Source organism: Ancylobacter lacus, assembly GCF_018390635.1.
Lineage (GTDB): Bacteria > Pseudomonadota > Alphaproteobacteria > Rhizobiales > Xanthobacteraceae > Ancylobacter > Ancylobacter lacus.
The window spans coordinates 1-21,443 of record NZ_JAHBGE010000041.1 but is presented as its reverse complement, the minus strand read 5'-3'; the positions used below and the strand labels follow the sequence as shown (position 1 = coordinate 21,443).

General features: G+C 68.5%; 21 protein-coding genes, 1 tRNA gene and 1 pseudogene. 15 read left to right on the top strand and 8 right to left on the bottom strand.

The window, feature by feature from the left end; translation table 11 throughout:
- Positions 1 to 103: 103 nt before the first annotated feature.
- From KHC27_RS08275 to KHC27_RS08250, 6 genes are all read right to left on the bottom strand, one after another.
- Positions 104 to 919: an ABC transporter ATP-binding protein gene (locus KHC27_RS08275; protein WP_213337561.1), complete on the bottom strand. Its 816-nt coding sequence runs from the start codon at positions 917 to 919 to the stop codon at positions 104 to 106.
- 25 nt (positions 920 to 944) lie between these two features.
- Positions 945 to 1,748 (bottom strand): ABC transporter permease, encoded by an 804-nt coding sequence (locus KHC27_RS08270; protein ID WP_213337559.1) that lies wholly within the window; start codon positions 1,746 to 1,748, stop codon positions 945 to 947.
- Positions 1,749 to 1,840: 92 nt separating this feature from the next.
- On the bottom strand, positions 1,841 to 2,827 hold the full coding sequence (locus tag KHC27_RS08265) for an ABC transporter substrate-binding protein (RefSeq protein WP_213337557.1): 987 nt from the start codon (positions 2,825 to 2,827) through the stop codon (positions 1,841 to 1,843).
- 604 nt (positions 2,828 to 3,431) lie between these two features.
- The gene (locus tag KHC27_RS08260) at positions 3,432 to 4,370 is read right to left on the bottom strand and encodes a 2-hydroxyacid dehydrogenase (RefSeq protein WP_213337549.1); all 939 of its coding nucleotides are present in this window, start codon (positions 4,368 to 4,370) and stop codon (positions 3,432 to 3,434) included.
- A 138-nt stretch (positions 4,371 to 4,508) separates the two neighbouring features.
- Complete coding sequence (locus KHC27_RS08255) at positions 4,509 to 5,126, bottom strand: HutD/Ves family protein (RefSeq protein WP_213337547.1); 618 nt, start codon at positions 5,124 to 5,126, stop codon at positions 4,509 to 4,511.
- A 112-nt stretch (positions 5,127 to 5,238) separates the two neighbouring features.
- A complete protein-coding gene (locus KHC27_RS08250; RefSeq protein ID WP_213337545.1) occupies positions 5,239 to 6,183 on the bottom strand; it encodes a LysR family transcriptional regulator in 945 nt (314 codons plus the stop codon).
- Positions 6,184 to 6,272: 89 nt separating this feature from the next.
- Between KHC27_RS08250 and KHC27_RS08245 the strand changes: the two genes are divergently transcribed.
- The 7 genes from KHC27_RS08245 to KHC27_RS08215 are packed head-to-tail and all read left to right on the top strand — an operon-like array spanning position 6,273 to position 11,524.
- Positions 6,273 to 7,739 (top strand): 4-hydroxyphenylacetate 3-hydroxylase family protein, encoded by a 1,467-nt coding sequence (locus tag KHC27_RS08245; protein ID WP_213337543.1) that lies wholly within the window; start codon positions 6,273 to 6,275, stop codon positions 7,737 to 7,739.
- Positions 7,736 to 8,224 (top strand): flavin reductase family protein, encoded by a 489-nt coding sequence (locus tag KHC27_RS08240; RefSeq protein ID WP_213337535.1) that lies wholly within the window; start codon positions 7,736 to 7,738, stop codon positions 8,222 to 8,224. Before KHC27_RS08245 ends, KHC27_RS08240 begins: the two co-directional genes overlap by 4 nt.
- 7 nt (positions 8,225 to 8,231) lie before the next feature.
- Complete coding sequence (argE, locus tag KHC27_RS08235) at positions 8,232 to 9,485, top strand: acetylornithine deacetylase (protein ID WP_213337533.1); 1,254 nt, start codon at positions 8,232 to 8,234, stop codon at positions 9,483 to 9,485.
- A 24-nt stretch (positions 9,486 to 9,509) separates the two neighbouring features.
- Positions 9,510 to 9,932: a RidA family protein gene (locus tag KHC27_RS08230; RefSeq protein WP_213337531.1), complete on the top strand. Its 423-nt coding sequence runs from the start codon at positions 9,510 to 9,512 to the stop codon at positions 9,930 to 9,932.
- 13 nt (positions 9,933 to 9,945) lie between these two features.
- The gene (locus KHC27_RS08225; protein ID WP_213337529.1) at positions 9,946 to 10,623 is read left to right on the top strand and encodes a DUF1028 domain-containing protein; all 678 of its coding nucleotides are present in this window, start codon (positions 9,946 to 9,948) and stop codon (positions 10,621 to 10,623) included.
- A 26-nt stretch (positions 10,624 to 10,649) separates the two neighbouring features.
- A complete protein-coding gene (locus KHC27_RS08220; RefSeq protein ID WP_213337527.1) occupies positions 10,650 to 11,075 on the top strand; it encodes a GlcG/HbpS family heme-binding protein in 426 nt (141 codons plus the stop codon).
- A gap of 14 nt (positions 11,076 to 11,089) precedes the next feature.
- Positions 11,090 to 11,524, top strand: a complete 435-nt coding sequence (locus KHC27_RS08215; RefSeq protein ID WP_343210865.1) for a type II 3-dehydroquinate dehydratase — start codon at positions 11,090 to 11,092, stop codon at positions 11,522 to 11,524.
- A 31-nt stretch (positions 11,525 to 11,555) separates the two neighbouring features.
- On the opposite strand, the gene aguA is transcribed toward KHC27_RS08215, so the two are convergent.
- Both aguA and aguB read right to left on the bottom strand, forming a co-directional pair.
- Positions 11,556 to 12,662: an agmatine deiminase gene (aguA, locus tag KHC27_RS08210; protein WP_213337523.1), complete on the bottom strand. Its 1,107-nt coding sequence runs from the start codon at positions 12,660 to 12,662 to the stop codon at positions 11,556 to 11,558.
- 94 nt (positions 12,663 to 12,756) lie between these two features.
- Positions 12,757 to 13,563, bottom strand: a complete 807-nt coding sequence (aguB, locus tag KHC27_RS08205; protein ID WP_213337515.1) for an N-carbamoylputrescine amidase — start codon at positions 13,561 to 13,563, stop codon at positions 12,757 to 12,759.
- Between the two features lie 222 nt (positions 13,564 to 13,785).
- Between aguB and KHC27_RS08200 the strand changes: the two genes are divergently transcribed.
- The 8 genes and pseudogenes from KHC27_RS08200 (at position 13,786) to KHC27_RS08165 (ending at position 20,898) form a co-directional block, all read left to right on the top strand.
- Positions 13,786 to 13,860: transfer RNA gene (locus KHC27_RS08200), tRNA-Gly, on the top strand.
- Between the two features lie 145 nt (positions 13,861 to 14,005).
- Positions 14,006 to 14,188: pseudogene (locus KHC27_RS08195) on the top strand (IS3 family transposase); the annotation flags it as partial.
- A gap of 182 nt (positions 14,189 to 14,370) precedes the next feature.
- On the top strand, positions 14,371 to 15,564 hold the full coding sequence (locus tag KHC27_RS08190) for a DUF932 domain-containing protein (RefSeq protein WP_213337513.1): 1,194 nt from the start codon (positions 14,371 to 14,373) through the stop codon (positions 15,562 to 15,564).
- Between the two features lie 174 nt (positions 15,565 to 15,738).
- Complete coding sequence (locus KHC27_RS08185; RefSeq protein WP_213337511.1) at positions 15,739 to 17,796, top strand: ParB/RepB/Spo0J family partition protein; 2,058 nt, start codon at positions 15,739 to 15,741, stop codon at positions 17,794 to 17,796.
- 69 nt (positions 17,797 to 17,865) lie between these two features.
- Entirely contained in the window at positions 17,866 to 18,897 is a 1,032-nt protein-coding gene (locus tag KHC27_RS08180) for a DUF7146 domain-containing protein (protein ID WP_213337509.1), read from the top strand.
- Between the two features lie 316 nt (positions 18,898 to 19,213).
- The gene (locus KHC27_RS08175; RefSeq protein WP_213337708.1) at positions 19,214 to 20,140 is read left to right on the top strand and encodes a DUF2493 domain-containing protein; all 927 of its coding nucleotides are present in this window, start codon (positions 19,214 to 19,216) and stop codon (positions 20,138 to 20,140) included.
- A gap of 84 nt (positions 20,141 to 20,224) precedes the next feature.
- Positions 20,225 to 20,479 carry a FitA-like ribbon-helix-helix domain-containing protein gene (locus KHC27_RS08170; protein WP_149574227.1) on the top strand — a complete coding sequence of 85 codons (255 nt, stop codon included), beginning with the start codon at positions 20,225 to 20,227 and terminating at the stop codon, positions 20,477 to 20,479.
- The gene (locus KHC27_RS08165; protein WP_213337507.1) at positions 20,476 to 20,898 is read left to right on the top strand and encodes a type II toxin-antitoxin system VapC family toxin; all 423 of its coding nucleotides are present in this window, start codon (positions 20,476 to 20,478) and stop codon (positions 20,896 to 20,898) included. Before KHC27_RS08170 ends, KHC27_RS08165 begins: the two co-directional genes overlap by 4 nt.
- Positions 20,899 to 21,443: the final 545 nt, after the last annotated feature.

Sequence of the window (21,443 nt, the reverse complement as noted above, 5' to 3'; positions counted from 1 at the left end):
CCCGCCGCGCGTGGCGCGGCGGGCGAGTTGCGGGGTCGGGAGACCCCCTCCGATAGGGTGCGCCGCTCTCGGGCGGAGAGGCCGGCGGGACGCGGCCCGGGCCTCAGTGCTCGTCGTCCTTGATCTCGTTCTTGAGCAGTTCGAGGATCCGCCGCTTCACCGCGATGAACTCGGGGTCCATGACCATGTCCATGGAGCGCGGCCGCGGGATGGGGACCACGATCTCCTCCTTCAGCCGGCCGGGGCGCGCGGTCATGACATAGATGCGGTCGCCCAGCAGGATCGCCTCGTCGATGTCGTGGGTGACGAAGAGCACGGTCTTCTGGTGCTGCTCCCACACCCGCAGCAGCAGCTTCTGCATGGTGTTGCGGGTCTGGCTGTCGAGCGCGCCGAAGGGCTCGTCCATCAGCAGGATCTTGGGGTCGTTGGCGAGCGCCCGCGCGATCGCCACGCGCTGCATCATGCCGCCGGAGAGCTGCTTGGGGTAGGCGTCGTGGAAGGCGGCGAGGCCGGTTTCGTTGAGGTAGCGGTTGACGATGTCCTCGCGCTCCTTCGCCGGCACGTTGCGGCGCTTCAGGCCGAACTCGACATTCTCCCGCACGGTGAGCCAGGGGAACAGGGTGTAGGACTGGAACACCATGCCGCGGTCGGCGCCGGGGCCCTGCACCACGGTGTTGCCGAGCAGGATGTCGCCCTCCGTCGGGTCGGCGAGCCCGGCGACGAGGTAGAGCAGGCTCGACTTGCCGCAGCCGGACGGGCCGACGATGACCGCGAACTCGTTGTCGGGTACGTCGATCGAGATGCGGTCGATGGCCACCACATTCTTGCCGGTGCGGGTCTGGTACTCCAGCCGCACATCCTTGATGCGCAGGCGGGAGCGGGTGCCGGCATCGGTGGCGGCGGCGTTCACAACGCTCATCGGGGTGCCTTCGTCGTTCGGTGGATCAGTTCGCCCAGGCGACCAGCCGGAGCCGGATCACGCGGAAGATGAGGTCGGTGAAGAGGCCAAGCAGGCCGATGATGGCGATGGCGAGGAAGATCACGTCCACCTGGAAGCCGCGCATCGCCTTCATGCTGATGTAGCCGAGCCCCGAAGAGGCGGCGACCAGCTCGGCGACGACGAGATAGGTCCACGCCCAGCCCATGGTGATGCGCAGCGTGTCGATGATGCCCGGCAGCGCCGCCGGGGTCAGCACGTGCAGCAGCGCGTCGCGCCGCGAGGCGCCCAGCGTGTAGGAGGCGTTGAGCAGGTCCTTGTGCACCCCGCGCGACACGTCGGCGATCATCACCAGCTGCTGGAAGAAGGTGCCGAAGAAGATGACCATGATGCGCTGTTCGATGCCGATGCCGATCCACAGGATGAACAGCGGCACGAAGGAGGTCACCGGGAGATAGCGGATGAAGTTCACCAGCGGCTCGAGGCCGGCCTGGACCACCCGGAAGGTGCCCATGAGCAGGCCGAGCGGCACGGCGATGATGGAGGAGATGACGAAGCCGATCACAACCACCTGCAGGCTGGCCCAGATGTGCTGGGAGAGCGTGCCGTCTTCGAGCAGGCGGAAGAAGGCCGCGGTCACCGCGCTCGGCGAGGGCAGGAAGATGTCCTGCATGTAGCCGCCATAGGTGAGGATCGACCACACCGCGATCACGGCCACCCAGGTCAGGGCGGAGATCGCGAAGGCCAGCGAGCCGGGAATCTCCGACTTCGGCGTCAGGCACTGGTCGAGCAGGGATTGTTTGCGCGCCATTGAACGTCTTCGTGTGTCATGCCGGGGGGCCCCGGCGCGCGCGGTGCGCGCCGGGAGCGTGGAAGGCGGCGGGGCGTGCCCCGCCCGTCAGCTCACTGGGTGAAGCTGGGGTCGATGACTTCCTTGTAGGTGATCGGCTTCTTCACCTTGCCGAGATCGGCCCAGATCTCGTTGCCGAGCTGAAGCACCTCGGTGACCTTGCCGGGCTTGTCCGGGGTGCCGAGATAGTCGATCGTCATTGCCTTGTCGTAGAACTTCACGCCCGAGGCGGCGTCGGCGAAGTCCTTCGGCTCCTTGAGATAGCCGCCGACGCCCTTCGCCATGATGGCGTAGGCCTTCTCCGGGTTGGCCTTGGTGTAGTCGACCGCCTTCTGCAGCGCGGCGACGAAGCCCTTCACGTCCTTGGGCTGCTTCTCGAGGACGCTGCAGGAGAATTCGAGCACGTCGACGATGACGCCGGGGGTGTCGGCGCTGCTGGTCAGCACCTTGCCGACATTCTTGGTCTTCACGAGGGTGAGGTTCGGCTCCCAGGTCACGGCGGCGGGCACCTGGCCGGCGATGAAGGCGGCGGCGGCGGCGTCGGCGCTCATGTTCAGCACCTCGACCTCCTTCAGCGGGATGCCCTTCTTCTTCAGCAGGTAGGAGAACCAGAACTGAGAGGTCGAGCCCTCGTTCATGGCGACCGTCTTGCCCTTGAGGTCCTCGAGGCTGTTGATCTCCTTCACCGAGACCATGCCGTCGCCGCCATGGCTTTCGTCGAACAGCGCCACCGCCTTGAAGCAGAAGGAATCGGAGCGGTACTTCAGGATCTCGTCCAGCGTGGTGGCGGTGCCGGAGAGCTTGCCGGCGGCCTGGGCGGCCATGGCCAGCGCGGAATCATCGACCACCTGGAAATCGACGTCGACGCCGTTCTCCTTGAAGTAGCCGAGTTCCTTGGCGAGGTAGAGCGGCCCGTAGCCGACCCAGATGGTGTGGCCGAGGGAGAGCTTGCCGGCGAAGGCGGCCTGCGAGGCGACCGCCGCGAGCACGGTTCCGCAGAGAACGCCGGCGATCTGCCGGCGGAAAAACTTGTTCAGCATTGGTCCTAATCCTCAGTCGTGCCAGTCATGCAGCGAAGCGTCCCATGCCCTTCGCGAACCGCGCCGCCGTGCCGGGGCGTCCCGTTCGGGAAAGCATCCGGCCGGGAGCGCCGCCGGTGCATCCCGTCCGGCGACATAAAAAGCAATTGCTATGCCAGTTGCCGGCGTGACCGCCGCGGCGCGGGTCGGCGAGAGCTTGGTTTTTATTGCCGCCTGACAGCGCAATTGCCGGCCGGATGCGTTCGAGACCTGCATGTCCGGCATGATAGATTGAGGAAGAACTGGCCACTTCGCTGGGCACTTAATGTATTCGTGTGCCCTTCTTTCGCGCTTTGGCGGCAGAACCTTCGTATAGCCGGCGCGGTGCCGGCGGGGCCGAAGCACAAGTGCCGGCTGTACGCGGCGACGTCCTCGCCGGTGCGGGGCGCGGGGGGTGGAGCCGGTGGCGCCGCCTTGCGGCGTCCCGGCTTCCACTGCCCCGATACCGGCGGGTGCCAAATGAGATGGTCATGCGGCACACCGAATGACCTGCCGCCGTAGCCCGTCCGGGCGCGGTTCCGCTCGGGCTTCCACAGGGGAAGCCCGGAGCGGCCGGGCGAGGGGGTCAGTAGCCGCGCGCGGCGTGCACCTCGTGCAGCGGCGCCTCGCCGCGGCGGACCCGGCGGATGCTCTCCGCCACGTCGCGCGCGGCCAGCGCCGGCACGGTGATGCTGGCGATATGCGGGGTGATCAGCACGTTGGGCGTGGTCCACAGCGGGTGTCCCGCCGGCAGCGGCTCGTTGACGAAGACATCGAGCGTGGCGCCGCCGAGATGGCCGCTCTCCAGAGCGGCGATCAGCGCCGCCTCGTCGACCAGCTTGCCGCGCGAGGCGTTCACCAGCTTGGCGCCCTTGCGCATCATCGCCAGCTCGGCGGCCCCGATCAGCCCTTCGGACTCGCGGGTCAGCGGCACCAGCACCACCACGATGTCGGAGCCGGCGAGGATCGTCTCCAGCCCGTCGCGCCCGGTGAGGCAGGTCACGCCCGGCAGGGTCTTGGCGCTGCGCGACCAGCCGGTCACGCTGTAGCCCATGCCGGCGAGGGCGAGCGCCGCCGGCGTGCCGAGCTCGCCCAGCCCCAGCAGCCCGACCTTGACCTCGGACAGGGCGCGCGGATGCACATAGGTCCATTCGCCCCGGCGCTGCGCCGCCTCGAACACGTCGATGTCGCGGGCGTAGCGGGTGACGGCGAAGATGATGTAGCTCGCCATCATCTGCACCATGCCGGGGTCGTTGAGGCGCGAGATCGGCACCGGCACTAGGTCGTCCCGGCGCACCAGCGCGTCGACGCCGGCGCCGAGATTGGTCACCAGCCGCAGGTTCGGGAAGCGGGAGAAGAAGCCGGCCGGCGGGCTCCAGACCAGGGCGTAGCCGACCTCGGCGGGATCGCCGACCCCGTCGGGCGCGACGCGGAAATCGAGATCCGGCAGCTCGGCCGCCAGAGCCTCGCGCCAGGCTGCGGGATCGTCGACGGCGCTGTAGAAAACCAGGGCTTCGCGGCTCACCGGGGCACTCCGTGTGGGGGTGGCGGACGCCCCGGCGGGCCTTTCCCGCGCGAGCGCGTCGAATCGCTCGCCCCGTTTCTAGCGTCCGCCCAAGGATGTGTCCTGCCCATCTGCTGGGCAGCGGCTCCGTTTGGGGTGTCAGCCAAGCGCGGCGGCGCCGCCGACCGGTGAGAGGAGCGCGGCGATGGCTTCCCCTTCCGCCCCGGCGGCGGGGTGCAGGGTGGCGGGGCCCTCGGCCATCAGCGTGTCGCCCGCCTCCAGCCGCGGCGCGCCGGAGCCGTCGTCGAACCGCCAGACGCCGCGCACCGCGTGCAGCACCACATGCCCGCCGGGCGGGGCCGCGAGCGCGGGCGCGCTGCCGCCGGCGAGCGGCAGCACCTGCGCCTGCCAGCGCCCGCGCCGGGTCATCACGTTCAGCACCTCCACCGCTCCGCCCGCGAGCCGGGAGGAGGGCGCGAGAACGCTGTCGAAGGTGAGCGGTCGCAGCCGCTCCAGCGCCCGCGCCTGGCCGTCGAAGACGAGTTCCAGCCCGGCGCCGTGCAGCAGGGTGATGTGGCGCTCGATGCCGGGGAAGGAGGAGAACGGCCCATCGGTGACGATGGGCGCGAGGCTCACCCGGATGTCGAAATCGTCATGCCCGCTGCCGGCCGGCAGCAGCACGATGTCCCGGGTGATGCCGCCGCCGTTCTTCCACGGGATGACGCTGTGATCGGCGGGGCGGATGTGGCGCCACCGGAACGGGCGGGTTTCGGTCATCGCTTCGTCTCCCGGGGGTTTCCTGCGCCACCGCTGCGCCGCGCCGGCGGCAGGCTAGTGCATGGGGCGTCCGCCGCGCAATGCGGGCGGGCGGGGCCGCGAGGGCCGGTTCTCAGCGCAGCGTGCGGCTGGGCGACAGCGTGCCCGGCGCGAAGGCGCCGCCGGCCGAGAAGCTCGCGGTGAGATGCCGCGCGAACACCCCCACCGCCGGCCGCGGCGTCTGCCGCTTCAGCCGCAGGCTGACCAGCCGCACCGGCTCCAGCGTGTCGGTGATGGGCACCGAGGCGACGCGGCGGCCGTCATGGGTGATCTGGGTGCGCGGCAGCACGTTCTGGATGGAATAGCCGCGGCCATGGCCGACGAGGCCGCGGGTGAGGTCGTAGGCGCGGGAGCGGAAGGCGATCTGCGGCTCCACCCCGACCGAGCGGAACAGGCTGAGGAAATAGTCCCGGGAGTGCGGCAGGTCGAGCAGGATGAAGGGCTCGCGCGCCAGCTCCGCGAGGCTCACCCCGTCGCGTCCGGCCAGGGGATGGTCGGCCGGCAGCACCGCATAGGGCGGCAGCTCGGCCAGCAGCTCGGCGGCGATCTCCTCGGGCCGGGCGAAGTCGTAGGACAGCGCGATCTCGGTGCGGCCGGCCACCAGCGCGTCGAGGATGAGCTGCTGGTCGCCCTCGTCGAGGCTCACCGTGATGCCGGGGTGGCTTTCGGCGAAGGAGGAGAGCAGGCCCGGCATGAAATGGGTGGCGATGGTCCAGAAGCAGCCGACCGAAATCTCGCCGCGCACCTCGTCGGCCATGGCACGGGCGTTCTGGCCGAAGTCGCGGGCGTGGTTCAGCAGCAGCCGGGCCTCGTTGATGATGCGGGTGCCGGCGATGGTGGGCGTCACGCCCTTGGCGTGGTGGCGCACGAAGATCTGCGCGCCGCATTCGGCCTCGAACTGGGCGATCGCCGCGGAGATGGAGGGCTGCGAGACGTTGAGCTGGCGCGCCGCCTCGGTGAGATTGCCGCACTCGGCCGTGGCCACGATGTAGCGCAGGGCGCGCAGCGAGATGTTCATCGGGAAATTCTATCTCAAGGAACGATAGAAAATATTTTACCGATCCATTCACGCAGCACAAGATTGCGTCACGAGAAAAGGATGGGCAGATGATCCGCACAGGTGACGAGTACCGCAACGGGCTGCGCGACGGCCGCGAAGTCTGGATCGATGGCGAGCGCGTGACGGACATCACCGGCCACGCCGCGTTCAAGCCCATCATCGACGTCAAGGCGCGCATGTACGACATGGCGCATGAGGCGGCCTATCAGGACCGCCTGACCTATGTCGAGGACAACAAGCGCAACACCATCTTCTACAAGCCGCCGCGCGAGACCAAGGACTGGACCGACAAGATCGGCGCGGTCGACGCGGTGATGAAGGACATTGGCGGCGTCGTCACCCGGGTCGGCGACGAGACCATCGGCGAGGTGTGGTCGCTGATCGACGGCCGCGACGTGCTGGCCGAGTTCGACCCCCGCTTCGCCGACAATGTCGACCGCCACGTCCAGACCATCTTCGACAACGACATCTTCCACGTCTCGGCCAACACCGATCCCAAGGGCGACCGCTCCCGCGCCCCGCAGGACCAGGACCCCGACATGATGGTGCATGTCGTGAAGGAGACCGACGCCGGCATCATCATCCGCGGCGCCAAATACGAGACCGCCGCCGCCTATGCCGACCAGGCCTTCCTGAAGCCGACCGTCGGTGCCTGGAGCAACGAGAAGCTCTCGGACTACGCCGTGGGCTGCGTCGTGAAGATGGGCGCGCCGGGCGTGAAGCACATCTGCCGCTCCGGCTTCGCCGGCCGCTCCGATCCCGCCGACTACCCCCTCGCCAACCGGTTCGACGAGGTCGAGGCGCTGGTGATCTTCGACAACGTGCTGATCCCCTGGGAGGACGTGTTCTTCTACCGCCACACCAAGGCGGCGCAGTACATCCGTTCCACCCTGCACCGCTACTCCGCCTTCCCCTATGTGCAGCGCCTGCTCTACGTCGCCGACATGATGATCGGCGCGGCGATGTGGAACGCCAAGCAGACCGGGCTGGACAAGCTGCAGTCGGTCCGCGAGAAGCTCGCCGACCTCGTCTGCTACCGCGAGGGCATCAACGCCCATCTCACCGCCTCGATCACCCTAGCGGAAAAGAGCCCCGGCGGGCTGCTGATGCCGAACCAGTCGCTGCTCTATGCCGGCCGGGTCCATGCCTGCTCGCAGCTTCCCGCGATGATGCACATCGCCCGCGAGCTGTGCGGCGGCCAGATCTGCGTCACGCCGAACGCCGCCGCCTTCGCCGCACCGGGCTCGGGCGAGTGGCTGAAGAAGTTCTACACGCTGAACGAGGAGTGGGGTGCGGACGACCGCCGCAAGCTGCTTGCCTTCGCCCGCGACCTGCTGAACTCGGACTATGCCGGCCACCGGCTCACCTTCGTGCAGTTCGCCCAGGCCCCGCACTTCAACCACCTCGCGGCGGTGTATAATTCCTTCGATTTCGAGGGTCCGCTGGAATTCGTCCGCAAGGCCGCCGGCCTGTCCGACGCGGTGTGGGGCGCCCGGCCGGGGCGGCTGTCATGAGCATCGATCCCGCCCTGTTCCGCGACGCCATGGGACGCACCGCCTCCGGCGTCACCGTGGTGACGACGGCGGGCGAGGCGGGCCGCGCCGGGCTCACCGTCTCCTCGCTGTGCTCGCTGTCGATGGAGCCGCCCTCGGTGCTGTTCTGCGTGCACCGGGACAGCCGGTCGCTGCCGGCGATCCTCGCCAATGGCGTGTTCGCGGCGAACATTCTCGGCCACGACCAGCACCGCGTGGCCGACAGCTTCGCCGGGCTGATCCCCGAATGGCGCGACGACCGTTTCGCCGCCGGCACCTGGGACACCCGCGTCACCGGCGCGCCTCTGCTGCACGGGGCGCTGTGCCGGTTCGACTGCCGGGTGGCGGGCGTCTTCGCGTTCGGTACCCACCACATCGTCGCCGGCGAGGTGGTGGCGGTGGAAACCCATGCCGAGGAGCCGCTGGTCTATACCCGCCGGGGCTATCGCCGGCTGGCGAGCGCATAGGGGCTTCATGCGTTTGTCAGGGGGTTCGGCCGAAGCTGGAGCGGCGGAGCGGGCAGTCCCGGCCGCCGTCGCGCTGCTGCGCGATCTCATCGGTTTCGAGAGCGTGAGCCATCGCTCCAACCGCGACATTGCCGACTATATCGCCGATTACCTCGCCCGCTTCGGCGTCGAGGCGCGGCGGCTGCCCAATGCGGCGGGCGACAAGGTCGCGCTGCTCGCCACCCTCGGCCCGGCCGACCAGCCGGGCGTCGTGCTCTCCGCCCACACCGACGTGGTGCCGGTGGAGGGGCAGCGCTGGTCGAGCCCGCCCTTCGCCGCCACGCTGCGCGACCAGCGGGTCTATGGCCGCGGCAGCACCGACATGAAGGGCTTCATCGCCACCGTGCTGGCAGCGGTGCCGAAGTTCCTCGGCACGGCGGGCCGGACCCCGGTCCATATCGCGCTGTCCTATGACGAGGAGGTCGGCTGCGCCGGGGCCGACGATCTGGTGGCGGCGGTGGCCGGGCTGCCCGCGCCGCCCGCGCTGTGCATCGTCGGCGAGCCCACCGGCCTCCGGGTGGCGCGCGCCCACAAGGGCAAGCTCGCCCGCCGGCTGGTCTTCACCGGGCGGGGCGGGCATTCCGCCCTGCCGCACCGCGCGGCCAATGCGGTGGAGGCCGCGGCGCGGATGGCGGTGGCGCTGTCGGCGCTCGGCGCCGAGCTGCGCGTGCGCCATGACCCGGCCTTCGATCCACCCTGGTCCAGCGTCCATGTCGGCTCGCTCCATGGCGGCGGCGCGCTGAACCTGGTGCCGGACCGCGCCGTGCTGGAATTCGAGGTGCGCACCCTGCCCGGCGAGGACGAGGCGGCGCTGATCGCCCGGCTGGACGCGCTGCAGCGCGAGGCGCACGCCGCGCTGGCGGCGCAGGCCCCAGAGGCCGGGGTGGCGATGGAGCCGATCAGCGCCTATCCCGGGCTCGACACGCCGGCGCAGAGCTGGCCCGTGACGCTCGGCGCCGCGCTGTCCGGTGCCGCGGCGGCGGGCGCGGGCGAGCCGACAACCCTCGCCTTCGGCACCGAGGCCGGGCTCTATGCCCGCGCCGGCATCCCCACCATCGTCTGCGGCCCCGGCGACATCGCCCGCGCCCACAAGGCCGACGAATGGATCGGGTTCGACGAGCTGGCGGCCGCCGGTGCCATGATGTCGCGCCTCGCCAGCCTGCTGCACGCCCCGCTCGACGCCTGGCCGCTGCGGGCGCCCGCATCCCCCCCGACCTCCTGATCCCGAACCGAGAGAACGCCGTCCATGGTCGTCCACACCCGCCTGCGCCCGTTCAACACCAAGCAGACCTATCCCGAGCAGAAGCTCGACAACGATCTCTCCCAGGGCGTCGTGGCGCGCGGCACCATGGTGTTCCTGCGCGGGCAGGTCGCGCAGGACCTCGACACCCGCGAGAGCGTCCATGTCGGCGATGCCGGCAAGCAGGCCGAGAAGGCCATGGCCAACATCAAGCTGCTGCTGGAGGAAGCCGGCAGCGACCTCAGCCACATCTGCCGCGTCGTGGTCTATCTCACCGACATCCGCTACCGCGAGGCGGTCTATCAGGAGATGGGCAAGTGGCTGAAGGGCGTGTTCCCGTGCTCCACCGGCCTCGTGGTGCCCGCGCTCGCCCGGCCGGAATGGCTGGTCGAGATCGAGGTGACGGCCGTCATCCCCGACGCCGCCTGATCGGGAGGGCGGCGTGACCTTCTCCGTTTCCGCGCGCTGCGCGCGCACCGGCATGTTCGGCATCGCCGTCTCCTCCTCCAGCCCCTGCGTCGCGGCGCGCTGCGCCCACGCCCGGGCCGGGGTCGGGGTGGTGGCGACCCAGAACATCACCGACCCGACGCTGGGGCCGAAGGGGCTCGACCTCATGGCGCAGGGCCTTTCCGCCGCCGAGGCGCTGGCCCGGTTCAAGGCCGAGGCGCCGCATTTCGAGTTCCGCCAGGTGGTGCTGCTGGACCGGGAAGGGCGCGTCGCCGGCCATTCCGGCACCCGCACGCTGGGCACCCACGCCATCGCCACCGGCACAGATGTGGCGGCGGCGGGCAACCTGCTCGCCTCGCTCGAGGTGCCCGCGGCCATGGTCGCGGCGTTCGAGGCTGAGCCCGAGGCGCATCTCGGCGCGCGCATCCTCGCCGCCATGCAGGCCGCGGTGGCCGCCGGTGGCGAGGAGGGGCCGGTGCATTCCGCCGGCATGCTGCTGGTCGACACGGTGGGCTGGCCGGTGGCGGACCTCAGGGTCGACTGGACCGAGGGCGACCCCATCGCCGAGCTGGCGGCGCTGTGGGCGCTGTGGCAGCCGCAGATGGACGCCTACGTCACCCGCGCGCTCGACCCTTCCACCGCGCCGTCCTACGGTGTCCCCGGCGACCAGTAGTCCGTTCCGAGCCGCGAGGCCTGCCCATGTCGATCCTCCTCCCCACCCTGAAGCTCACCCATGCCGGCGCGCTGAAGATGCTCGCCGCCGCCGTCGCCAAGGCGAGCGAGATGGGGGTGCCGCAGAACATCAACATCGTCGACGAGGGCGGCAATCTTCTCGCCTTCGTGCGCATGGACGGCGCCAAGCTGCTGTCGCGCGAGACCTCGCTGTCCAAGGCGATCACCGCCGCCTCGCACCGCCAGCCGACCTCGCGGCTGAAGCCCGCCGACGAGATCAAGCTGTCGCTCGCCGGCGGCCAGCGCCTCACCAATCTCGAGGGCGGGCTGCCCATCATCGTCGACGGGGTCTGCCTCGGCGGCATCGGCGTGGGATCGGGCACCGGGGAGCAGGATGTCGCCGTGGCCCGCGCCGGCCTCGCCGCCATCGGCGCCGACGACCAGATTCCGTGAAGGGAGAGAAAACCGTGCGGATCGAGGTCGTCAGCGGCCCCAACACCAATCTCTACGGCCTCGACCCCACCGGCCCCTATGGCCGGCTGACCCTTGCCGACATCGAGGCGGCCTGCCGCGCCCGCGCCGCGGCGATGGGCGCCGAGCTCGGCTTTCGCCAGTCCAACCATGAGGGCGAGCTGGTGGACTGGATCCAGCAGGCGCGCGGCACCGCCGACGGCATCGTCATCAATGCCGGCAGCCTCTCCTACACCTCGATCGCGCTTCCCGACGCGCTGGTCGCCTTCGGCGGCCCGGTGCTGCAGGTCCATGTCAGCAACGTGTTCCAGCGCGAGACCTTCCGCCACCATTCGCCGATCTCGGCGGTGGCGACCGGCTGCATCATCGGGCTCGGCCCGGCGGGCTACGCCGTGGCGGTGGAGGCGCTGATCCGCCGGCTCTCGGCCTGAAGGCCAGGCGCCGGCCTCGGCCGGTCGCGCCTCAGCCGGGCGTGCCGACCGGAATCTGCTGGGTGATGCAGTGGATGTTGCCGCCGCCCAGCAGGATTTCCCGCGTCGGCAGCCCGATGACCTCGCGGCCGGGGAACAGGCCGGCGAGAATGGCCCGGGCCTCCTCGTCGTGGCGCGGGTCGAGCAGCGGCATCAGCACGAAGCCGTTGCCGACATAGAAGTTCACATACGATCCGCCGAGCCGCTCGCCGACGCCGCGGCTCATCGTGCCGCCCCCGGCCAGCGGCTCCTCCACCGCCTCGGCCGCGGTGCGGAACAGCGGGCCCGGCAGCGGCAGCTTCACCACCTCGATCGGACGGCCACGGGCGTCGCGGGCGCGGCTGAGCCGCTCGAGCGCGGCCCTGGAGATGGCGTGCTGGGGGTCGGCGGGGTCGTCGCACCAGGTCAGCGCCACCACCCCGGGGCGGACGAAGCAGGCGATGTTGTCGATGTGTCCATCGGTCTCATCATCCACCAGACCGTACTCGAGCCAGAGGATCGTCTCGACCCCGAGATAGTCCCGCATGTTGCGCTCGATCTCCGCGCGGGAGAGCTGCGGGTTGCGGTTCGGGTTGAGCAGGCACTCCTCGGTGGTGAGCAGCGTGCCCTCGCCATCGACATGGATCGAGCCGCCCTCCAGCACGAAGGGCGCGCGGTAGCGCGGAACGCCGGCCTGCCTCAGCACGGCGGCGGCAAGGGCGCGGTCCTGCTCGAAATCGGTGTAGAGCCCGCCCCAGGCGTTGAAGTCCCAGTGCACCCCGCGCAGACGCCCACCGGCATCGGTCACGAAGGTCGGCCCGCTGTCGCGGCACCAGGAGTCATTGCTCGGAATTTCAAGGACCTGCACGCCCGGCGGCAGGGTTTCCCGGGCGGAAGCGAGCGCCTCCGGCGGCACCAGCATGGTCACCGGCTCGAAGCGGGCGATCGCGCCGGCAACGGCGGCGAAGGCCGCCTGTGCCGGCCGCGCGCCCTCCCGCCAGTTGTCGGGGCGCACCGGCCAGATCATCAGCGTGCCGGCATGCGGCTCCCATTCCGCCGGCATGCGGAAGCCGTCGGCGGTGGGTGGGCCGGGCAGCGTCGCGGGGGCGTCGGCGGTCATGGCGGCTCCTTCAGCGTGCGGCGGCGTGGGGCTTGCGGCCGTCGAGGCTCAGCAGCGCGCCGTAGAGCTCCGGCCGCCGGTCGCGGAAAACTCCTCAGGAATGGCGCTGCTGCGCGATGGCGTCGAGATCGAACGTGGCCGTGAGCACCGTCTCCTCGTCCCGCCCCGCCTCCGCGACCTTGGCGCCGGTGGGATCGGCGATGAAGGAGGAGCCGTAGAAGGTGATGGAGGTGCCGTTGCGCCCGGCCTCGGTGCCGATCCGGTTCGAGGCGACCAGCGGCATAAGATTGGCCCCGGCATGGCCCTGCATCACCCGCTGCCAGTGCGCGGCCGATTCAAGCGTGGGATCGTGCGGCTCGGAACCGATGGCGGTGGGATACAGCAGAATCTCCGCCCCCATCAGCGCCATGGCGCGCGCGCATTCGGGAAACCACTGGTCCCAGCAGATGCCGACGCCGATGCGGCCGACCTTGGTGTTCCAGACGCGGAAGCCGGTGTCGCCGGGCGAGAAATAGAACTTCTCCGTATAGCCGGGGCCGTCGGGAATGTGGCTCTTGCGGTAGACGCCGGCAATGCTGCCGTCGGCGTCGATGACCGCGAGGCTGTTGAAAGCGGCCTGTCCCGCCCGCTCGAAAAAGCTCAGCGGCAGCACCACCCCGAGCTCACGGGCCAGCGCGGCGAAATGCGCGATCAGCGGGTTGCCTTCCAGCGGCTTTGCCAGCGCGAGATATTCGTGGAGCTGGTCCTGGCAGAAATAGGGGGTCTCGAACAGCTCCTGAATCAGGATGAGCCGGGCGCCGCGCGCAGCCGCGGCGCGCACCAGCGCCTCGGCCCGTGCGATGTTGCCGGGAATGTCCCAGGAACAGGCCATCTGGGTGGCGGCGACGGTGAGGTGGCGCATGGGAGACTCCTTCACGGACCCTGCGCGGCCCGCGCCTCCGCCTCCCATATTCCGATGTCCGGCACAAGACACCGCGTGGGAGGGGATGCGGGCCCGCGGAAGGGGCAGGTGTCCACAGGCCTGTGGAAAGAAACGTCACCACCCCGTTGCAATCGCCCGCGGCATGGGGCATAGAACGCCGCGTTCGGGGGCGGCCACTCAGCCGCCGGGCCGAGGAGCGGTGCGGGTGTAGCTCAGGGGTAGAGCACAACCTTGCCAAGGTTGGGGTCGTGGGTTCGAATCCCATCGCCCGCTCCAAATTTTCCCAATAAAATCTGATAGTTAGCAAACGCCCTTCGGGGCGTTTTCTGCTTACCGGCAACACCTCTGCCATTTCGGTAAGCAGGCGGTAAGCGCGGCAGGGAAAGCCGTGGCGCGCTCCAGCGGAGGCGACCGCCCTGTCAAGGCTGAGGTCATGCATCGCCGAGGTCCTTGGCGATCCTTCGAGGCCGTCGAGGTTGCCACGCTGACCTGGGTCGACTGGTTCAACCATCTCTGGCTGCTGGAGCCTATCGGTAACATCCCGCCAGCCGAAGCCGAGGCACGCTACAGCGTCATGCTCGATGAGACAGCAATGGCGGCATGACTTAAGCCAAATCGCCTCCGGTGAAGCCGGGGCGGTTCATTTCAGATCACACCTCCCAGGCTGTCGGGCAGAGCCACCCCAAAGCCCTCAGGGCGCAAAAGTGTGAGAGGCAGGTCTGGATTTCCGTGACGGGTTGAGGGTCGGGAGAGAGGCTTCCGGCGCCCGTCATGGAGGTGTTCCCCATGAACATGCAGGTTCTGGATGCCGGTCGCGACGCCAGTGGCGGCCACAAGGTGGATGTCACGCGCGGCGAACGGGTCGGCCGCGTGTCGTCGGAATGGTTCTCCCGGCCGGATGATGAGCGGTTCCTGTCGCTCGGCGAACTGGCCGCGATGGTGCGGGGGCGTGCCGATCACAGTCGGTCGCGCCTGGTGGAGACGTCGCGCATCCATGTGGAGGCGAGCCGCTCCAATGCCGAGCGGTTGGCGCTGGTCATTCCCGGGGCGGATGCCCCCGTCGAGCCGAACCATTGGTCCTTCGGCCAGCTCGCGGCCCAGATCGGGGCCCCGGCCGCCTATCTGCGCCAGCTTCCAGCCGCGCTGGCCGGCATTAATCTGCAATATGGCCTGACCTCGCACCGCGCCGAGCAGATCAAGACGTTCGAAACCGCCAATGGCCGCGTCGAGTTGCGCGCGGTCACCGGCCCGGACTATGGCCGCATCTATGATCATGAGCTGGTCGAGGCAGTGCAGCGCATCGCCGGCAACGGCACCGGCGACACGCGCTGGAAGGTGCCGGGCGTGCTCGACTGGTCGACGGGCGTCTATAATCCGCGTGTCGACATCACCAAGGACACGACAACGCTTTATGCGTCCGACCGCGACGTATTCCTGTTCCTGGTCGACGATCTCAACCCCATCGAAGCCGGGCGTTTGCCCGACGGCGCGCCGGACCTTTATTTCCGGGGCTTCTATTGCTGGAACTCGGAGGTGGGCGCCAAGACGCTCGGCATCGCGAGTTTCTATCTGCGTGCCGTCTGCCAGAACCGCAATCTCTGGGGTGTCGAGGATTTCCAGGAGATCACCATCCGCCACTCAAAATACGCCGCCTCGCGCTTCGCGCACGAGGCGGCCCCAGCCCTGACCCGCTTCGCCAATTCCTCGCCCATGACCTTCGTCAACGGCATCAAGGCCGCACGCGAGAAGATCGTCGCGCGCACCGACGAGGACCGCAGCGACTTCCTGCGCAACCGGGGCTTCTCCAGGGCCGAGACCGCCAAAATCATCGATACGGTTCTGGCCGAGGAAGGGCGCAAGCCCGAGAGCATCTTCGACTTCGTGCAGGGCATCACCGCGCTCGCACGCGACAAGCCGCACCAGGATGCGCGGCTCGACCTGGAGGGCCGGGCCAAGAAGCTGCTCGATCGGGCCGCCTGATTTCCGGAAAGCCGGAGATGCGGACACCCGTGTCTCCGGCTTTCCGGCTTTGCGCTTGTGCGGATCTGCGGTTCTGCGGCGTCGCCCTCCAGAGTGAGAGGGCGGCGCTGCGCTTCGTGACGGGTTGGAGGTCGAGAGAGAGGCTCTTGGCCGCCCGTCGCGGAGGTGCCTTCCATGGCGACCAATGTTCAGAAGATCACGCTCTCGCCCTCGCGTGACATACCCTTCAACAAGCTCCTGCTCAGCCAATCGAACGTCCGGCGCATCAAGGCCGGGGTCTCGATCGAGGAACTGGCTGAGGACATCGCCCGCCGTGGCCTGCTGCAGGGCCTGAGCGTCCGGCCTGTGGTTGACGACGCCGGCGTCGAGACCGGCATGTTCGAGATCCCGGCCGGCGGACGGCGCTATCGGGCGCTGGAATTGCTGGTGAAGCAGAAGCGCCTCGCCAGGACTGCGCTTGTGCCCTGCGTGATCCGGGAAGGCGGCATCGCCGAGGAGGATTCGCTCGCCGAGAATGTCCAGCGCGCGCCGCTGCATCCGCTCGACCAGTTCCGCGCCTTCCTCGCCCTGCGGGAGAAGGGTCAGTCCGAGGAGGAGATCGCTGCCGCCTTCTTCGTCTCCGTCGGCGTGGTGAAGCAGCGTCTCAGGCTCGCCTCGGTCTCGCCGGTGCTGTTGGAGGTCTATGCCGAGGACGACATGACGCTCGACCAACTCATGGCCTTCACCGTGTCCGGCGACCATTCGCGCCAGGAACAGGTCTTCGAGCGGCTGAAGACCTCCTATGACAAGCAGCCCTATGCCATCCGCCGCATGCTGACCGAGGGTGCTGTCCGCGCCTGTGACAAGCGCGCCCAGTTCATCGGTCTTGAGGCCTATGTCGAGGCCGGCGGCACTATCCTGCGCGACCTGTTTCAGGGCGACGACGGCGGCTGGCTGCAGGATGTCGCGCTTGTCGACCGGCTGGTGGCCGAGAAGCTGAAGGCTGAGGCCAACGCTGTCGCTATCGAGGGGTGGAAGTGGGTCGAGATGGCCCCCGACTTCGCCTATGGCCACACCTACGGCTTGCGGCAGCTGCGCGGTGAGACCATCCCGCTCAGCGCCGAAGAGGAAGCCGGCCGCGATGCCCTCCAGGCGGAATATGATCGCCTGTCCGCGGAATACGCCGAGGCGGATGAACTGCCCGACGATGTCGATGCGCGGCTCGGCGAGATCGAGACGGCGATCGAAGCCTTCGACGCGCGTCCGATCACCTTCGATCTGCTGGAGGTGGCGCGCGCTGGTGCCTTCGTCAGCATCGCCCATGACGGCACGGTCCGCATTGAGCGCGGTTATGTGCGGCCGGAGGACGAACTGCCGGTGGAGCCCGAAGTCGCCGCGGAAGACGCCGTACCGCACGTTGGCGCGGTTGCGGCCATGCGTACCGGCGAGGCCGTCATGGCAGACGCGCCTGAGCCCGAGGAGGACGAAGGGCTGTCTGCGCTCTCGGACCGGCTGATGACCGAGCTGACCTCGCATCGCACGCTCGGCCTGCGCCAGGCGCTGGGCGAACGGCTGGACGTCGCCTTCCTCGCCGCCCTGCATGCCCTGACGCTGAAGAGCTTCTACCGCTACGGCTCGGATAGCTGCCTCGAACTCGACCTGAAGAGCGTGGCTTTCAGCGCGCAGGCGCCGGGGCTGAATGACAGTGCCTCGGCCGCGGCGATCCACGCCCGGCATGAGGGCTGGGCCAAGGTCCTGCCGAAGGACTCGGCCGATCTCTGGGAGGCGCTGCGGGATTGGGACAGCGACAGCCGCTCCGGCCTGTTCGCCCATGTCGTGAGCCTCTCGGTGAACGCCGTCCATGAGGCCTGGAACCGGCGGCCGCGCGCGCTCAACCATGCCGATCAGGTCGCCCGCGCCGTCGACCTCGACATGGCGGCTGCCGGGTGGAAGCCGACCGTGGACAATTTCCTCGGGCGCGTGACCAAGGCCCGCATTCTGCAGGCGGTGGGCGAGGCAAAGGGGCCGCGTGCTGCGGAGCGTATCGCGCACCTGAAGAAGGGCGACATGGCCCGCGAGGCCGAAGCGCTGCTGGCCGGCACCGGCTGGCTGCCGGAACCGCTGCGCGGAGCCGAACCGGAGGCCGGCGAAGGAACGGCGGCGCAGGACGGCACAACGGCCATGGGCGAAGACGGGAGCCATGAGGATACTGAGGACGCCACGGACATCCCCCCTGCCGTGGCGGCGGAGTAACCCTCAACACGATCCTGAACCTCGGCCCGCCGGCTCTGTCGGCGGGCCTTTGTTTTTGAAAAGCTCGCCATGTCCGGGATTGCTCAACATCTGTCGCGCCGGCTCGCCGATCGAGCCGAGGCGGTCTGCCGCCACTATCTCTCCAATGGACGCCGGGAGGGCCGCTACTGGCTTGTCGGCGATATCAGAAACACGCCCGGCCGCTCGCTCTTTGTCCGGCTCCAGGCATCTGCGAAGGGGCCGGCGGGCAAATGGACCGATGCCGCCACCGGCGAGCATGGCGATCTTCTCGACGTCATCCGCGGATCGCACGGTCTCCCCGACTTCGCTGACGTTGCTAAGGAAGCGTCCGCCTTTCTCAACCTGCCGCATCCCGAACCGGAGCCCGTAGCACAACGCGGTATCGCGCCGGCCCCGTCAGGATCGACCGAAGCGGCAAGGCGTCTGTTCGCCATGTCGCAGCCAATCGCCGGGACCCTCGCAGAGACGTATTTGCGCCGACGCGGCATTACGCTTCTGCACGGAGCCGGAAACCTGCGCTTCCATCCGCGCTGCTACTACAAGCCTGACAACGGCCCGACAGAGACCTGGCCCGCGATGATCGCCGCCGTCACCGATCTCTCCGGCAGGATCACCGGCGTGCACCGCACCTGGCTCGCACCCGACGGTTCGGACAAGGCTCCGGTCGACACGCCGCGCAAGGCGATGGGCGATCTGCTTGGGTCTACCGTTCGCATCGGTGTGCCCAACAGCGTGATCGCAGCGGGCGAAGGCATCGAGACCATGCTGTCGCTCCGGCAGGTCCTGCCCAACATGGCGATGGCACCGGCGCTCTCGGCATCGCATTTGGCCGCCGTCCTGTTCCCGCCTGCCTTGAGGCGGCTCTATATCGTCCACGACAAGGATCCGGCAGGCGACTCCGCGCGGGACACGCTGCTCGAGCGGGCGAACGCCGAGGGCATCGAGGCCATTCCATTGTCGCCAGCACTTGGGGACTTCAACGAGGATCTCCAGCAGCTCGGTATCGATACCCTGCGGACGGGCGTTCGGGTGCAACTCGCACCGGAAGATGTCGTGCGCTTCATGAGCCTGGCCCCATAGCCGAAACCAGATGAACCGCGAGACGTGTCCGCCATACACGCAAGGATGCGTCAGTCACGGCAAGAGGACCGCGCCTTGGGCCTTCGAGAGGGCGATCGGCCATCAGCCGGGCCGGATCGGCAATGGCTGCCGCCGACGATTTTCCGGCGCGGCCTTCGGGCCGCTTTCCATCGCGAAGCAAAATCGCCGGCTTCTCGCCATCCTCCGCTGGCGCTGCGGCCCTCTCGCTTCGCTCCGGGTGCAGGTCCGTCCCGCCCGACGGCTTCGTCGCCATGAAGGCCGCCACGGCAAGCGGTCCAAACCGATGGAGCATCCCATGAGCGCGCATGACGACCACGAGCCGCACCACGTCTCATCCCCGACCGACCACCTGATCCAGGAATTGCAGCTCCACGGTTACCGTCCTTCCGAGGACGAGCGCGACCAGCGCCTGCCACCGGAGGACCGCCTCATCGAAGGCGCCATCGCCGATATCTTCGATGCCCTGGTCGCCACGATCACCGACACCAGCCTCGATGCCGAGCTTCCCGATCTCCTCTGGTCGACCGTCAACATGTTCCACCGCGCCGTGGACCGGATCGAGCAGAAGCTTGACGTCAACGAGCAGGCCCAGAAGCAGCTTCAGCATGAACAGGACGGCTCCGAGGTGAAGTCCCTGGAGCTCGAGCGTCTGATCGACATCGGCATGAACCTGATCGGCCGCCGCGACGGCATGGAAACCTTCCGCGATGCCGCCGCCGACCGCTACCGTATCGCCACCGGCTCTCCCTGGACGCCACGGGCCGGATCACGGGTTAACCATCGCCACCTCACCGCATCGCTGATCGACAGCCGGGATTTCCTCGCCGCCAGGAGGCGCGCGGATAGCGAGGTGCTCGTGCCCGCCGGGCCGAAGATCGCCTTCTCGGGTGGCGACACCGCCGATCATAGGCAGATCTGGGCCAAGCTCGATCAGATCCACGCCAAGCACCCGGACATGGTGCTCCTGCATGGCGGCTCCCCAAAGGGCGCCGAGAAGATCGCGTCTCTCTGGGCCGATAGCCGCAAGGTGCCGCAGGTGGCCTTCAAGCCCGACTGGACGAAGCACGCCAAGGCTGCGCCCTTCAAGCGCAACGACCAGATGCTGAACGTGGTGCCGATCGGGGTCGTGATCTTCCCCGGCACCGGCATTCAGGACAATCTGGCCGACAAGGCCCGTAAGATGGGCATCCCGGTCTATCGGTTCGGCTCCGGCGGCGCATAAGCGCCGCCAAGCCCGCCATCTTGAATGTGATGGCGTTTCCTCTATTTTGCTATCAACGCTATCGGCCTTACTGGAGGCGCCATCATGCCCGCAGTGACGATCCGCAACCTCTCCGAGGCGACGCACCGTGCCCTCAAGGTGCGCGCGGCACAGCACGGCCGCAGCACCGAAGCCGAGATGCGCGACATCCTGGAGACCGCCGTTCGCCCTGACACGCGCCTCCGGCTCGGAACGGCGCTCGCGGAACGCAGCCGCCGACTGGGGCTGACCAATGAGGACATCGACGCCCTCAGCCCGGCGCGCGACAGGATGCCTGCCGAGCCGATGAGTTTCGAATGATCCTTCTCGACACCAATGTCATCTCGGAGGCGATGAAGCCCACGCCCGACGACACCGTGCGGGCGTGGCTCGACGAGCAGGCGGCCGAGACGCTCTATCTCTCCAGCGTCACCATCGCCGAACTGTTGTACGGCATCGGTGCGCTGCCCGCGGGCAAGCGGAAGGACCGGCTCACGGATGCCATGGACGGGGTGATGGAGCTGTTCGCCGACCGCGTCTTGCCTTTCGATGTCGCTGCCGCACAACGCTATGCCGACCTCGCCGTGAAGGCGCGCGGGGCTGGGAAGGGCTTTCCGACGCCCGACGGCTATATCGCCGCAATCGCAGCCGCCCGGGGCTTCACTGTGGCCACCCGCGATACCAGCGCCTTCCATGCCGCCGGTGTGGCGGTCATCAATCCCTGGAGCATGCCACGCTGACGGCTTCCCACAGGCAGCACGTGTTGCACCTCGCAGCCCGGCGGAAGCAACCTGCGCAGTAACCCGCCATCACGGTCTCCTGACCGGACGACCATCCCCGTTTCACGACGCTGATCCTTGGGTCCAGCCGATGGCCTGACGCCATCAACCCATGATATGTGGAACGGCCCGCGATGCAAGGATGCCCTTCAGTCGATTTCACCACATGAGGACGGTGCGGTCATATGTCCGGCCTTTCTGCGCGGCACATGACCGCTGGCCTCGATGAAATTCGCGAAGCAGGTGGCTGGATCAAGGGGGCGCGCTTTGTGCGCGTCACGGGTTTCGGCCTGTCCTGTTTCGGGATTTCGTCCCGTGGATTCATCGTCTGCTTATGCACCTCGCTTCTGCCGGCCCTCGCCGGTCAGCTCGTACGGGCGGTCGGGATCCTCAAGCGGGTATCTCCTTCGCCGGAGTTTCCATTGGGCTGCGGTATATTCCACCTCTGGTCATATGTGGAACGGCCCGCGATGCAAGGATGCCCTTCAGTCGATTTCACCACATGA